This window comes from Clostridiaceae bacterium HFYG-1003, assembly GCA_024579835.1.
Taxonomy (GTDB): Bacteria; Bacillota; Clostridia; order Clostridiales; family Clostridiaceae; genus JG1575.
Window position 1 is genome coordinate 1,847,175 of sequence record CP102060.1, and the last position, 12,266, is coordinate 1,859,440.

Annotated in this window: 11 protein-coding genes; 1 reads left to right on the top strand and 10 read right to left on the bottom strand. The window is 51.1% G+C overall.

Annotated elements, in window-relative coordinates; all coding sequences use genetic code 11:
• Nucleotides 1–248: 248 nt before the first annotated feature.
• Nucleotides 249–1,439: an SH3 domain-containing protein gene (locus NQU17_08315; protein UUM10688.1), complete on the top strand. Its 1,191-nt coding sequence runs from the start codon at nucleotides 249–251 to the stop codon at nucleotides 1,437–1,439.
• Nucleotides 1,440–1,517: 78 nt separating this feature from the next.
• Here NQU17_08315 and NQU17_08320 read toward each other — a convergent pair whose 3' ends face one another.
• From NQU17_08320 to NQU17_08365, 10 genes are all read right to left on the bottom strand, one after another.
• A complete protein-coding gene (locus NQU17_08320; GenBank protein UUM10689.1) occupies nucleotides 1,518–2,165 on the bottom strand; it encodes a V-type ATP synthase subunit D in 648 nt (215 codons plus the stop codon).
• Between the two features lie 2 nt (nucleotides 2,166–2,167).
• Nucleotides 2,168–3,559, bottom strand: coding sequence for a V-type ATP synthase subunit B (locus NQU17_08325; protein ID UUM10690.1), 1,392 nt, complete (start codon nucleotides 3,557–3,559; stop codon nucleotides 2,168–2,170).
• Nucleotides 3,552–5,324 carry a V-type ATP synthase subunit A gene (locus NQU17_08330; GenBank protein UUM10691.1) on the bottom strand — a complete coding sequence of 591 codons (1,773 nt, stop codon included), beginning with the start codon at nucleotides 5,322–5,324 and terminating at the stop codon, nucleotides 3,552–3,554. The genes NQU17_08325 and NQU17_08330 overlap by 8 nt, the downstream gene beginning before the upstream one ends.
• 14 nt (nucleotides 5,325–5,338) lie before the next feature.
• Nucleotides 5,339–5,647: a V-type ATP synthase subunit F gene (locus NQU17_08335; GenBank protein ID UUM10692.1), complete on the bottom strand. Its 309-nt coding sequence runs from the start codon at nucleotides 5,645–5,647 to the stop codon at nucleotides 5,339–5,341.
• Nucleotides 5,640–6,635 (bottom strand): V-type ATP synthase subunit C, encoded by a 996-nt coding sequence (locus tag NQU17_08340; protein ID UUM13488.1) that lies wholly within the window; start codon nucleotides 6,633–6,635, stop codon nucleotides 5,640–5,642. The genes NQU17_08335 and NQU17_08340 overlap by 8 nt, the downstream gene beginning before the upstream one ends.
• A gap of 21 nt (nucleotides 6,636–6,656) precedes the next feature.
• Complete coding sequence (locus NQU17_08345; protein UUM10693.1) at nucleotides 6,657–7,211, bottom strand: V-type ATP synthase subunit E family protein; 555 nt, start codon at nucleotides 7,209–7,211, stop codon at nucleotides 6,657–6,659.
• A gap of 12 nt (nucleotides 7,212–7,223) precedes the next feature.
• Nucleotides 7,224–7,697, bottom strand: coding sequence for a V-type ATP synthase subunit K (locus NQU17_08350; protein ID UUM10694.1), 474 nt, complete (start codon nucleotides 7,695–7,697; stop codon nucleotides 7,224–7,226).
• Nucleotides 7,698–7,833: 136 nt separating this feature from the next.
• Entirely contained in the window at nucleotides 7,834–9,804 is a 1,971-nt protein-coding gene (locus NQU17_08355; GenBank protein UUM10695.1) for a V-type ATP synthase subunit I, read from the bottom strand.
• Nucleotides 9,791–10,117 carry a hypothetical protein gene (locus NQU17_08360; GenBank protein UUM10696.1) on the bottom strand — a complete coding sequence of 109 codons (327 nt, stop codon included), beginning with the start codon at nucleotides 10,115–10,117 and terminating at the stop codon, nucleotides 9,791–9,793. Before NQU17_08360 ends, NQU17_08355 begins: the two co-directional genes overlap by 14 nt.
• A 95-nt stretch (nucleotides 10,118–10,212) precedes the next feature.
• Nucleotides 10,213–11,952, bottom strand: coding sequence for a B12-binding domain-containing radical SAM protein (locus NQU17_08365; protein ID UUM10697.1), 1,740 nt, complete (start codon nucleotides 11,950–11,952; stop codon nucleotides 10,213–10,215).
• Between the last annotated feature and the right edge of the window lie 314 nt (nucleotides 11,953–12,266).

Genomic DNA, 12,266 nt, shown 5'->3' on the forward strand with positions numbered 1-12,266 from the left:
TTTTCGTAGTCTCTAATCTTTTGGATATGGAGGGATCACGGTTGACCTGGAGAATGCGATCTGGCGTTTATCTCCTTTGCGCATTGTGAGGAAAATCCTTGATTTGATTCGTTTTTATTCATTCGTCCATTGGAAATCCGTTCTGATCCGGCAAGAAAAGTTATTTGAACTATAAATTCTTTTCAACAGTGATGTTTGTACAACAATTTTTGTTATAATTAATTGAATAAACAGCGACGGAGGCAATCATGAAACAAAGGATACGACCAGAGAAACCAATGAGTCAGTTCGATGGAACGGCCGTTCCTGCGAATAGACGGAACTTCATGCGTCTGATGGCGGGTTCGGCATTGATTCTTTTCATGCCCCTTGTCCTGACGAGCTGTCTGCAGCTGTCCTCGCCAAAAATTACCCAGACTCTGACGGTTCCACAAACAATGGCGCTACCCGTAACCAAGCCGGTCCAGACCACTCCGGCAACAACACCGGCCGCTCCTTCCACCAGCCTGGTAGGAATTGTAGTCAATGGGGATCAGGTGAATGTACGCAGTCAGGCAACCACTCAGAGCGACACCGTTGGTACAGTCAGCGCCGGGCAGGAGGTTCCAGTCCTGGATGAATTCTACAATGACTCCTGGCACCGGATTGATTACGAAGGTAAATCCGCCTTCATCCACAAGGATTTTCTGACCGTCCGGAAAGTTACGGTTGAGAACCCGGCCACACCGGAGCCTTCGCCGATCTATGTCGGTATCGTCACCGGAGAGCGGGTGAATATCAGGAAACAGGCCAGCGCCAATGGTGAACTGGCGGGAACCGCAGAAACCGATCAGGAATTCAAACTCCTGGAACGGGAACCGGACGGCAAATGGTTCAAGATTGAATTTAATGGGAGTCCGGCCTATATTTCCGCCGACTTCCTGCAAGTGAAAGAAGTTCCGGCCGAACAACCGTCTGTCCCCCCTGTGGATCAGACAATCTATGGTATTGTTACGGGTGATTCGATCAACATCCGTCAGGAACCATCCCTGACAGCTCCCATTGCCGGTTCTGCCAAAAAGAATGACCGCCTTGTGGTTCTGGAACAGAACATTGATGACGCCTGGCATAAAGTTGAGTTTAATGACGGAGAAGCCTACGTTTACGCGCAATATCTGACCATTGAAGAACCGGTCACTCCGCCCAGCATTCCCGAACCTTCATCGCCCCAGCCCCCCACCGGGCCGGAACCGGCTCCCAAGAATACGGGCCTGATCATCAATGCTGCCAAAGTCAATGTACGGTTTGAGCCCTCGATCAGTGCCATGGTCCTGGGTCAGCTCAACCAGAGTGACCAGGTAACAATCGTGAAAGCATACTTTAATGAGAACTGGCATCAAATTGAGTTTGATGGCAAAACGGCTTATATCCATTCCTACTACGTTGAACTGGGCAATTAATCAAACATGAAAACAGGCTAATAAAAGCAAAAACAGAAGCAGAGTGATTTTGTCACTCTGCTTCTGTCTTGGAATCCTTTATTGTCCCGCGGCTTCCTTGGCTTCCATCATGGCTTTGACTTTCATCAGCCGGGTAATGGAGGCCCGTTCGTTTTCATCCAGTTTCATCCGAATGAAGCGAATGGTTTCCTGAAGATCAGGGATTGTCATATATTCCAGGGCGTTTACCCGACGTCGGGTTCGTTCGATTTCATCCGCCATGAGCATGCAGGCTTTTTCGACTTCAGCCAGCTTCAGCAGCTGCGGCATGATGTCATGAAGCGTTTCGATGGCATCATCCAGATCCGCCGAGGTGTCATTGAATCCGTAAGGGTGAATGGATCCCCCTTCCGAATCCCGGATGAATTTCATCTCAGGTACATTAACGGACATGATGTTGCGCTTAGTTATCTCCAGAGAAATTTTCTCCGTGGGATACATCAGCGCTTCCTCCAGGGTCTGGTCACTCATCATGGCGCGGGCCAGAAGAAAACCCTTGAATCCGGCTTCCAGCTGCTTTTCGACAGAAACTCTGAGCTTCTGGTTTTTCCGAATCATTTCAATGAATTTCCGCATCAGCTCATCCTGCTTGTCCTTGAGTAGCTTATGTCCGCGGACAGCGGTCTTGAGCCGGGCCTTGAGCTTGGTGAGCTCCATTCTGGTCGGATTGACATTGAGCTTCGCCATGGTTAGTCAGCTCCTTTGATGTCCTCGTTCTCGAGATATTTTTCCAGATACTCATCGCGAATACGCTTGAGTTCAGTTTTCGGCAGAAGCCGGAGAAGTTCCCAGCCCAGATTGAGGGTTTCCTCAATGGTCCGGTTGCGCTCGTAGCCCTGGGAAACATAGCGGGCTTCGAACTGTTCGGCAAAGCGGGCAAAGGCCTTGTCGGTATCGGACAGTGCGGATTCACCCAGAATAACGGCCAGTTCCTTGGCTTCCTTACCGGTGGCATAGGCTGCAAACAACTGGTTCATCGTATCTGCGTGATCTTCCCGGGTTTTACCCCGGCCAATTCCCTTGTCCTTCAGACGGGACAGGGACGGCAGTACGTCGATGGGTGGTTCCAGGCCTCTTTTGTACAGTTCACGGGAAAGGATGATCTGTCCTTCCGTGATATAGCCGGTCAGGTCAGGAATCGGATGGGTCTTGTCATCTTCCGGCATGGACAGGATCGGAATCTGGGTAATGGAACCCTTACGTCCCTTGATTCGGCCAGCCCGCTCGTAGATTGTGGAAAGGTCGGTATAGAGGTATCCGGGGTAGCCGCGGCGTCCGGGAACTTCCTTACGGGCTGCCGAGGTTTCACGCAGAGCCTCACAGTAGTTGGTCATATCCGTCATGATGACGAGAACCTGCATGTCTTTTTCATAAGCCAGATACTCAGCGCAGGTCAGAGCCATACGCGGGGTGGAAATACGCTCAATGGCGGGGTCATCGGCCAGATTCATGAACAGGACGGCCCGGTCGATGGATCCGGTGCGCGTAAAGTCATCAATGAAGAACTGTGCCTCTTCAAAGGTAATACCCATGGCGGCAAAGACAACGGCGAACTTCTCACCGGAGCCCAGCACGCGGGCCTGCCGGGCAATCTGCGCGGCCAGGTCGGCATGGGGCAGACCGGAACCGGAGAAGATCGGCAGCTTCTGTCCGCGGACCAGGGTGTTCAGTCCGTCAATGGCTGAGATGCCGGTCTGAATGAACTCGGACGGGTAGTCCCGGGCCACCGGGTTGATTGGAATACCATTGATGTCCATCCGCTTTTCCGGGATGATGCGGGGACCTTTATCCTTGGGGGTTCCCATTCCGTCAAAGACGCGGCCGATCATGTCTTCCGACACGCCCAGCATCAGCGGCTTGCCGAGGAAACGAACCCGGGAGGTAGGCAGGTTGATACCGGCGGAGGATTCAAAGAGCTGAACCATGGCCTTGTCGCCATTGACTTCCAGAACCTTGCCTCGTCTCATTTCACCGGAAACCAGCTCAATTTCAACCAGTTCGTCGTATTTTACGCCTTCGACGCCGTCGACCACCATCAGGGGCCCGACGACTTCGCGTACCGTCATGTATTCTTTAAGCATCGCCTAATCCCCCTTTCTCAATCATGGCATCCATGGCTTTGACCAAATCTTCACGGATCAGGTCGATTTTTTCAATTTCCTCTTCCTTCAGATACTTCGCACGGGAAATCCGGTCGCGAATCGGCATTTTCTCAATTTCCTTGAGATAGATGCCGTTGGCCAGTCCGCGCTTTCCTTCATCGAAGAAGGCCAGAACCAGTTTCAGCATCTTGTTCTGCTTTTCTCTGGAGGAGTACGTGTCCACTTCATGGAACGCGTTCTGCTGCAGATAGTCTTCCCGAATGGACTTGGCAGCTTCGAGCTTGAGCTGATCGGCTTCGGACAGAGTGTCCTTACCAACCAGACGGACAATTTCATTCAGCTGATTCTCATCCTGAAGAAGGGTCATGGCGGTGACACGATTCTTGGCAAAATCCTGGTCAATGTTGGCATTCATCCAGCCATCCACCTTGCTCTGGTAGAGTGAATAGGAGTTCAGCCAGTTGATTGCCGGGAAGTGACGCCGGTAAGCCAGGTTCGCATCCAGGCCCCAGAATACTTTAACGATTCGCAGGGTTGCCTGTGAAACCGGCTCAGAGATATCTCCGCCGGGAGGCGATACGGCACCGATAACGGTCAATGTACCGATCCGATCTTCCGTACCCAGCAGGACAGCCTTGCCGGAACGCTCATAGAATTCAGCGGCACGGGATCCCAGGTAGGCGGGATAGCCTTCATCACCGGGCATTTCTTCCAACCGTCCGGACATTTCACGAAGGGCTTCTGCCCAGCGGGATGTCGAGTCGGCCATGATGGCCACAGAGTAGCCCATGTCGCGGAAATACTCCGCGATGGTGATTCCGGTATAGATGGACGCTTCACGGGCGGCCACCGGCATGTTGGAGGTGTTGGCGATCAGCACGGTCCGCTTCATCAGGGATTCTCCGGTTTTCGGGTCAATCAGTTCCGGGAATTCCATCAGAACGTCGGTCATCTCGTTACCGCGCTCGCCGCAGCCTACATAAACAACGATTTCTGCGTCAGCCCACTTAGCCAGCTGATGCTGTACGACCGTCTTGCCCGAGCCGAACGGTCCGGGGACAGCGGCGGTACCGCCTTTGGCGACCGGGAAGAAGGTATCGATGACACGCTGGCCGGTCAGAAGCGGTTCTTCCGGATTCAGCTTCTGCTTGACCGGACGGCCGCGCCGTACGGGCCATTTCTGCAGCATCATGATTTCTTTTTCGCCGTCTTCGGTATCCAGCACGCAGATGACATCGGTCACCGTATGCAGACCACCGTGAATTGCTTTAATCGTGCCGTTCAGATGGGGAGGAACCATAATCTTATGAGAGACGATGGTTGTTTCCTGAACCGAACCCAGGATATCCCCGCCCAGGACCTGATCCCCGACTTGCTTCTCGGGAACAAAGTCCCACTGCTTGTGCCGGTTCAGAGGGGGCAGTTCCACGCCTTTAACCAGGAGGTCGCCGGCTTTTTCACGGAACTCAGACAATGGACGCTGAATTCCGTCAAACATGGCTTCGATCAGGCCGGGTCCGAGTTCGACCGACAGGGGTTCGGAGGTCGTATAAACGGGCTCTCCCGGTCCGATGCCGGCGGTTTCTTCATAGACCTGGATCGATGCGCGGTCATTACGCATTTCTATGATTTCGCCGATCAGTTTCTGTTCAGAAACCTGCACGACGTCATACACATTGGCCTCATCCATTCCCTCAGCAACAACCAGGGGACCGGATACTTTGATTATTTTTCCAACTTTCAATCTTGTGCTCTCCTTTAAAGAATATTAGATCCCACGGCTTTCTCAACATTGTCGCTGATGCGCTGTATTCCGATATTTAACGTACCCTGATTGGATGGAATCAGGATGACGGCCGGCGTCAGGATCTTATTGTACCGGTCAATGGTATCAGGAATCCTTGCGGCTGCCTGTTCCGTGATGAAAATGACGCCATATTTATCCCTGGCCAGGGTATCAATGGTCCGGCGGGCCTCTTCGGCTTCCAGTACCGGAAATACGTCCACACCCAGAGCCTTGAAGGCCAGGATGGAGTCCTTATCTCCTACTACTGCCACTTTATACATAAATATCACGCAACCTTTCTCGGATCCTGTCCGGGGGAATGTTGTTGAGCTTGGAAACCATGATGATCCGCAGAAGCTTGTTTTCCCGCTCTTTTGCCACCACATAGGCAAACAGCGGTTCCGGTCCGAAAATGACGCGTTTGGACGGCTTGACGATGCTCATCATTCCGTTTTCCATCTGTCGTTCCATCTCCCCGAGCCGACCTGTGGCCTGGTAAGCATCCAGCCCCTTCTTCAAGGCCGGTCCGATGGGATAATTTCTGAACTTCCGGGCGATGTTGTCAACCGATTCCAGATAACTGTCTTTCAGATCCGAAACCGGAATCGCGCCGCCCTGGGCGAACAGGTCTTCCAGGAACGCAGGTTCCTTGTCCTGTTTCTTTGCCCGCATCAGCGCCAGCAGATTGTACATGTCCGTCTGATAGGAGACATAATCCCGGATCAGGTCGACATCCCTCTTGCCGGATACCAGGCTGTTCAAATGTTCAAAATATTTCCGGTCCACCAGCATGTCGATGCGCTGGGGATCCCGGTTCTTGCCGAAATCCTCCATGGCCAGGCGAACTGCTTCCTGAATATGCGGGCTGTATTCGCCCAGATTTTCGGATTCCACATCGGACCGCAGCTCGTTCGCCGGGATCGTTCCCATGTCCTGCAGCAGGAGGTTTGCTTCCCCTTCCAGCACGCTGGACTTGAGCAGCATCTTCAAATTCTGGTAATCATACTTCAGTGCCAGCAGCGCAATGAGCTCCTGATCCTTTGCCATTCGGTAGATCTCCTGATACACCCGTTCCAGTTCAGTGGTCAGGACGGCTTCGAAATCCTCCGGCTGCTTGTTGGCGCCCATGGATCGACTGTATTCCGTCTCCTGGAGGATCTTCATGACTTCATCCGCCGAAGCGGCATCTGCCATGCGCTCAATTTTCACTGAATCCAGAAGGCGTTTCTCGTACACCCGCATGGTCGCGACAGCTTGGGTATATTCCATTCTGTCCAAGGTGCTCACCCCCTATCCTTCAAAGAGAATTTGTGCTGCCTGAGCCTCCAGATCCTCTTTCATGTAATCCAGAGTCGTTTCAAAGGAGTGATTCTCCATGACGCCGTTTCGATCGATGATGTAGCCAGACAGGTCCTTCATGCCTTCAACCCGGACATTGCCCAGGGCAGCTTTCACTGCATCCTGAAGTCCCTCAGGCACCAGCAGCCTTTCCTGTGGCGCAAACGTGCGGCCGGTCAGGCTGTTCTTGATGAATCCGCTGACTTCATCAGCAGACAGGGTTTTTAACCGTTCCTTTACACTGGCCATGACCTTGTCGATGACCTGACCTTTCGCCCCCAGCTTTTCATCCCGGATGCGAAGGTTGGTACCGGAGATAATCCGTTCCGCCATCAGGTCAGCTTCGTTCTTTGCCCGGACCAGGAAGTGTTCCTTTCTGGCCTGTGATTCTTTCAGAGCCTGGTTGATCCTGGTTTCGGCCTGCACTTTGGCTTCCTGGAGGATTCCCTCCGCTTTGCCTCTGGCATCCTGCAGAATCTGCTCTGTCAATTGCTCTAAGTTTGCCATGTATGCCCCCTGTTAAGCGGCGAACAATAACATGATGGAGGTAATGAAGGATAACAACGCGTAGGTTTCGACCATAACCGCGAAGATAACACCCTTGGTTGATTGTTCTCCGTTTTTGGCGAGGATTCCGATACCGGCGGCAGATGTTTTTCCCTGCTCAATGGCAGACAGCCATCCAACAAAGGCAATCGGAAGTGCGGCTACAAACAGGTACATACCCATCTGCAGATTGGTGACTTCCGGGATCCGCAGAAGAATGAACAGTCCGATAACGAAGCCATACAGTCCCTGGGTACCGGGCAGCAGCTGAAGGATCAGGGCTTTACCGAATTTTTCAGGTTCCTCAGCGATGACACCGGCCGCAGCCTGTCCAACCAGACCAACACCTTTGGCAGAGCCATAGCCTGAGAAAATAACTGCAAAAGCAGCTCCCAGCGCAGCGAACAACATTCCCCCGTTAGCGTTTAAAAAGTCAAAGAATTTCATTGTTTACAAACCTCCAAGTTTGAATGATTTATGAAATATTTTTTTGCTTGAGTTGATCATCCGTCGAAATCCCTGCCGTTCAGGGATTCGGGATCCGGTCCTAAGGCACACCGTTGCCGGGTTTCCAAACGAACCGTTAGTCGTAGCTTTCCACGTCAGAATAATTAATGTACTTGGGATCCCGTTTCAGTTTCTTAAATGCCTTACCTCCTCCGGAATAGAACTTTCCGAAGAATTCAACGTAGATCAGACGCAGGGAATGAACATAAGCGCCCAATGCCGACAGGAAGAGGTTAAAGCCGTGCCCAACCAGGAATATGAGAGCCGCAAACGGCAATAAATACCAGGCACTGCCTATCATTCCGGCGATCATATTAAACGCCATGCCAATGAAGGCGCCGGAGAGGCCAAGGGCCATCAGACGGGAGTAGGACACGAAGTCACCGACCCAGGAAGAGATTCCATACAGCGAATACAGTCCGCCGGCAATTCGTCCACCCCATCCGGCTGCATCACGCGCCGCAAACAGGACAATGCCTGCCATGCCGATTACCATCACCCATAGGGCAACCGTTCCGACGATGGATGGCAATTTGGCCGGACCTGCCAGGAGCAGAAGAATCATTCCGGTTAAGGCCATATACCAGAACACTACATCATAAACCATATCTTTCTTCTTGCCGTCACGAAGCAGCATGTAGGCTTTGATCGCCAGGCCGAAGAACAGATGGACCAGTCCGAAAATGATCGAGATGATGAGCATCAGCTGGAAGTCCTTGTTCGTATCCAAAAGCTTTGGCACCGGGATGTCCAGCGAGAAGTACGAACCGTAGATCACACCCCAGAAGATCGTGGGGATGGACAGGTAGAAGAAGAACTGAACGAAATTCCGCATGCTCTTGCTCAGGTTCAGGTACTTCAAAGCCAGGCTGCTGCCGATCAGCAGAATCAGGCCGTAGCCTGCATCTGCCAGCATCATTCCGAAGAAGAACATGTAGAAAGGAGCCAGCAGCGGGGTTGGGTCAATTTCGTTGTACTGCGGCATGGAGTACATCTGGGTGATGTTGGAGAAAGCACTCGCAAACTTGTTGTTCTTCAGGATGATCGGAACCGTCTCATCCTCCCTGTCCGCTGGTTCAGCGCTCAGGTGATAGCGGTCTTTGACTGCCCGGTGGATTGCTTCCTCGAATTCCTTCGCCTTTTCTGTCGGGATGTAGCCTTCCATGGCATTCATCGTTTCGGTGTTGATGAAATTCTCATTGGCCATGACCCTCAGGCGCTTGTTCTCCAGATACTCATAGGCCATTTCCAGTTTCGGGATATCCTGGCCGTACGCCCGGAGCTCATCCCTGGTTTCGTGCTCTCTGGCTTTGAGTTCGATGATTTCCTTGTTGAGGCGCTGTTTGCGCTTCAGGGGTTCTTCATCGTAATCAAGCTTGTGTTGGGAGAATGCTGCCTGACGCAGGATCTCCGCCACCGCTTCCTCTTCCAGAGGGTGTGTGATGATCAGATAGTAAAAATCAGCTTTTGATTCGCCGACTTTTTCAACATAGGTGTACTTTAGTTTGTTCAGCTCCTGGCGCATGCCTTCTTCCATCTTGCGAGGGATGGCACCCAGCAGCGTCCGGGCTGATCTGACTGCTTCGATGCGCTTGGGTGAAATGTCGAGCTGAGTCCAGCTGGTCACTTCCTCCAGTTCGCTTCTCATCTTGGTTTCCTTCAGTTTCAATTCATCCAACCGGTCGGAGATTTGTCGGACAGCGTCATAGGTCGCTTCCCAGCCGCTGGCTTTTACCGTTGACTCCAACTGGTCGAACCCAATGGTGGGATTTCCCTCCCTGAGCCCTTTGAGTCCCCCTGGCCGCTCGTCGTAATTGAACAGGAGCTTTAAGGCGTATTTGACCTTTTCTACCTGCTCGTTAACTGCAACGACCTTTTCCGGGACTTTTCCGGTTTTTGCTCCCTCCTGCTCCCCATTCGCGTCAGTCTCGACTTCCTCCGGTTTCAGAAAATGAACATAGTTGAATTTCTGAAGTTCCTTGAGGAGGGCGTCCTGCTCCTTGTCGAATGTGAAGAGGCTGAATTTGGTCATGTTAACGATTGCCATTTGACTTCACAATCCTCTCCAGTATGGCAGATGCTGCTTTTTCCACCTGAGCATCCTCGATGCTCAGAATGGCGTTCACGGATGCCTTTCCTTCTTCCAACACACTTTGAACCGAATGTTCCGCGTCCAGTTTTGCTTTGCTCTTGATTTCTTCTGCTAACCGCCGGGCTTCTTCCATGATGTTTGCATCATTGAGCTTCACCTGGGCTTCTGCTTCTTTCAAAAGCTCCCTGGATTTCATCTGGGCTTCTGAAACCAGCCGGCTGGCTTCATCTTCTGCCAGCTTGATCTTTTCAATCGCTTCCCTTGCCAATATCTCACCGCCTTTATCGTTAAAATAGTACAGTTTCACAACACTTGTTTATTTTGAACAAGGAATCTCTCCTTTCTCAAAATCGTAATGCATCTTTATGCAGGAGTGTAATCAGTGCCTGATATATGCCTGACCTCGATCAGGTCAGGATATGCCAGCGAGTAAAAGATTAATGACTCGCCCGCAATGATTTCGCCACTTTGCCAAAAACGTAACACTTTGATTCTAAACCCCTCGACGCTTCCTTTCAACTGGAAGTTGTCTTTATCACTGAATAATATGCGTCCGCGAGAACTGTTATATTTTTGACTTTTCAGCCATTCAGGGAAATTGCCTTTTCGGTTGCCCAGAATGTAGTCAAATCGCAGGAGATCCGCTAATACAGCCGATTGCTCGGGGGTTAAAGTCTCCCTTAAATCATTCAAAGCTCTGTAGTAATCTTCAAATGAAACAGCGCTGATGCGCTTTTGGTATTTCAATAATAATTCAGCTATAATTATGAACAATTCCCACGGTTCATCGAAAATACTTAACAAATATTTCATACAACAGGCAAATTTTCCCGAATTGTAATATTTATCCGTGACCTGTTCAATCAGTTTGATAATTCGAAGATCCTCATAGCTCATCCGGTCTGTTCCCAGTACCTCGTAGGGCGGCCAGGGGCGAAATCGAATGTCATACTGGGATGCGCTGTGCCAGAGCGGAGTTCCCTTCAGTACCTTTAAAAATCCCACCTGAAGCATCTGGGGCCGCATCTTGATGCAGTCATTGAAACTGTTCCGGAACGTCTCCAGTGTATCTCCCGGCAGACCGGCGATGAGATCGGTATGTACGTGGACATTACCTGCCTCAATGATCCTGTTCAGTGCATCTCTGAGCTGAACCGGGTCATCCCGCCGATTGATCAGCCGAAGAACCCAGGGATCGGTGGTCTGAATGCCCGCCTCAATCTGAAACAAACCAGGCGGTGCCTGATTCAGCGTTTGAATCAAACGATCGGATAAGGTGGCCGCTCCTACTTCAAAGTGGAAGGACGTATGTCCTCCCCGCTGGATGGATTCACTCAGCAAAAAGGATAAAATGTCGAAGGCCCAGTCTTCTTTGATATTGAAGGTACGATCCACCAGCTTGACCAGCGGGACCTTTGCATCCATCAGAACGCCCAGTTCCCTCTTGACCATCTCCACGGGCTTATGCCTCAGAGTACGGTCGATGGATGAAAGGCAGTAGGTACAGCCGTACGGACAGCCCCGCTGACCCTCATAGTACACAATGCGGTGTTCCAGGCGTCCCAGATCCTCCTTATCATAGGGGAAGGGCACCTCACTCATGTCGGCCAGTCTGGCCGGCGCCGTGAGACGGATCGATCCATCGTCCAAGCGAAGCATCAGTCCCGGAATCTCCCGCAGCGACTCTGTCAGGAAATGATCTGAATTCTGATGGTGCGAGGCTTCCAAAGCATTCAGAACCTCCGGGAAGATCACTTCCCCTTCGCCGACCATCACTCCGTCAGCCGGAACTTCCTGCAGGAAGTTTTCGGCGTCATATGCTACCTCAGGGCCTCCGCATAGAATCATGGTTTGGGGAAGCACCATTCGAACTGCCTCGCTCAGCTGTCGGACGTATTCGATATTCCAGATATAACAGGAAAAAACCAGTAAATCCGGATGAAATTGAATCAATTCGCTCAGAATCAGATCCACATCGTCATTAATGGTCCTTTCATGGAAAACTACATCCCAGGATGATTGTTCTGCTATTTTATTGAGATAGCGCAATGCCAGGTTCGAATGAATAAACTTTGAATCCAGGGCAGTCAGTAAAACACGCATTTTTTGTCACCTTCAATACTACCATCATAACACATTTTGATATTTCCTTATATCGTAAACGGTATTCCCCTCTATGTTTCAGGGCTGATCTTCTCATTCATTGAGCAATTCATAACGCCTTTGGATAGCATTCCGATGATTGCTGATTTACGCTATTTTTTCTCGTATGTTCAAAAGCAATCAGCTGCAATCAGCTGCAATCAGCTGCAATCAGCTGCAATCAGCTCCAAAACAACACCAATCATCCTGATTACGACCGATTCTCACCTGGTAACTCTTTTTTTACCAACACTTTTTTGAAAAGCCAATGATTA

Excerpts from the sequence above, each read along its gene's own strand:
- NQU17_08320 (UUM10689.1), bottom strand. The coding sequence starts at position 2,165 with ATGGCGAAGCTCAATGTCAATCCGACCAGAATGGAGCTCACCAAGCTC.
- NQU17_08345 (UUM10693.1), bottom strand. The coding sequence starts at position 7,211 with ATGGCAAACTTAGAGCAATTGACAGAGCAGATTCTGCAGGATGCCAGA.
- NQU17_08350 (UUM10694.1), bottom strand. The coding sequence starts at position 7,697 with ATGAAATTCTTTGACTTTTTAAACGCTAACGGGGGAATGTTGTTCGCT.
- NQU17_08365 (UUM10697.1), bottom strand. The coding sequence starts at position 11,952 with ATGCGTGTTTTACTGACTGCCCTGGATTCAAAGTTTATTCATTCGAAC.
- NQU17_08340 (UUM13488.1), bottom strand. The coding sequence starts at position 6,635 with ATGGAATATACCCAAGCTGTCGCGACCATGCGGGTGTACGAGAAACGC.
- NQU17_08315 (UUM10688.1), top strand. The coding sequence starts at position 249 with ATGAAACAAAGGATACGACCAGAGAAACCAATGAGTCAGTTCGATGGA.
- NQU17_08325 (UUM10690.1), bottom strand. The coding sequence starts at position 3,559 with ATGCTTAAAGAATACATGACGGTACGCGAAGTCGTCGGGCCCCTGATG.
- NQU17_08335 (UUM10692.1), bottom strand. The coding sequence starts at position 5,647 with ATGTATAAAGTGGCAGTAGTAGGAGATAAGGACTCCATCCTGGCCTTC.
- NQU17_08355 (UUM10695.1), bottom strand. The coding sequence starts at position 9,804 with ATGGCAATCGTTAACATGACCAAATTCAGCCTCTTCACATTCGACAAG.